This is a genomic window from Streptomyces sp. TAA040 (assembly GCF_000424845.1).
The window spans coordinates 1-1,617 of the sequence record NZ_AUKR01000064.1 but is presented as its reverse complement, the minus strand read 5'-3'; the positions used below and the strand labels follow the sequence as shown (position 1 = coordinate 1,617).

Here is a 1,617-nt window from a genome sequence, read left to right as displayed (position 1 = left end):
CAGGTCGGCCGAGGGGTGGCCGGAGTCGGGGTAGTGCTCGGCGGGCTTCACCCCGTGCCCGGCGAGCTTGCTCTGGATCGGTGCGGTCGTCTTCAGAGGGCAGTACGTGACGTGATGCCCGTTTCGGGCTTTCGGGTGGGGCTGTCGGGCTGGTCGTGGCTGACCAAGCGGTTACGTCTGCGGCTTGGTGAACAAGCCCTGCTCGGGCTCGATCAGGATGCCGCGTTCGGCCAGCCGTTTGAGCTTGAGCCGGACGTTGTTGACGTTGTTGGGTGCGATCTCCTGGTCCATCGCCTCGCAGACCGCCCGCGCCCGCAGCGGGGCGTCGGCCGCGGCGAACACCGCCATGATCTGCTGGTAGGCCGGATGGTCAGGCAGCTTCACGGGCGGCGATGCCGGCGAGGCGGGCTCGGGCAGCGCCAGCAGCGTCTTGCGGGTGATACGCACCTTCTCGGCGACCCGGCCGAACTCCTCCAGCTGCGCGGTGAGTTCCGCGATGCGTTCTCGCGTGGTCTCAGCTTGGACGGCGATCTCGCGCTCCTGCTCCTCCAGGCGTGCCAGCACCGCTCCCAGGGTCAGCTCGCTGTCGCTCACGCGCCGCGCCAGGTGGGGGTGGAGGTCGCGGTGAGTATCCTGGACATACGGTCGCTTATGGCCCAGTACACCCTCGACTCGGCCGAGGCGGGCCGGTGCTCGTAGTCGCGGACCAGCCTGCGGTGCAGCATCATGATCCCGTTCACCTGCTCCACCACCCACCTCTTGGGCTGAGGGACGAAACCGCTGGTCGTCGGGTTGCGCTCGACGACCTCGACGTCGATGCCCACCTTCTGCCCGTGGTCGACGACGGTGGTCTTGAAGCCCTGGTCGACCAGGGCCTTCTGCACCGTGTCGGTGTCGGCGGCGACCTTGTCCAGCAAGGCGATGCCGGCGGCGTTGTCGTGCGCGGACGCGGCCAGCACCACCACCGCGATCACCAGACCGAGAACATCAACTGCCAGGTCGCGCTTGCGGCCCGGGACTTTTTTTGCCGCGTCCCGTCCGGTGGTGGCGGCAGGTACCCCGGCCGCCGCGTGCAGGCTCTGCGTGTCGAGCACCACCAGGCTCGGGTCGGCCTTGCGCCCACGGCTCTCGCGGACCTGCCAGCGCAGCAGATCGTGAAGGGTCTGGTCGGTACCGTCGTCGCGCCACTTGTAGAAGTAGTACTTCACCGCGCCGACCGGGGGCAGGTCGTGGGGGAGGTAGTCCCACTGGCAGCCGGTACGGGACTGGTAGAGCAGAGCGTTGACGATCTCCCGCATCTCGTAGGCGCCCCGGTGGCCGCTGACGGAGGGATGCCGGGCCTTCCAGGAAGCGATGACGGGCTCGATCAGGGCCCACCGCTCGTCGGACAAGTCGCTCTTGTAGGGCTGGCGGTCGCTCACGAGAAACACTCCAGCACGACACGACTCCCCGATCAGCCCCGATACGCCTGCGCCACACGTTCCAGCGACGACAAACGCGGCACTACGTCACATACCGCCCTCTCAGGCATACGCCTTGTGCCAGCTCGACGCGCTCGCGGAGAAGATGGAGCAGAAGACCAAGATCGGTGACCTCACCGCGACGGCCAAGGACGCC

The 1,617-nt window shown here is 67.8% G+C and carries 2 protein-coding genes; both read right to left on the bottom strand.

Going from position 1 to position 1,617, the window contains the following annotated elements:
• Positions 1-171: 171 nt before the first annotated feature.
• On the bottom strand, positions 172-594 hold the full coding sequence (locus H300_RS0121650; protein ID WP_028429050.1) for a hypothetical protein: 423 nt from the start codon (positions 592-594) through the stop codon (positions 172-174).
• Positions 591-1,421 carry an IS5 family transposase gene (locus H300_RS0121645; RefSeq protein WP_028429049.1) on the bottom strand — a complete coding sequence of 277 codons (831 nt, stop codon included), beginning with the start codon at positions 1,419-1,421 and terminating at the stop codon, positions 591-593. The genes H300_RS0121650 and H300_RS0121645 overlap by 4 nt, the downstream gene beginning before the upstream one ends.
• Positions 1,422-1,617: the final 196 nt, after the last annotated feature.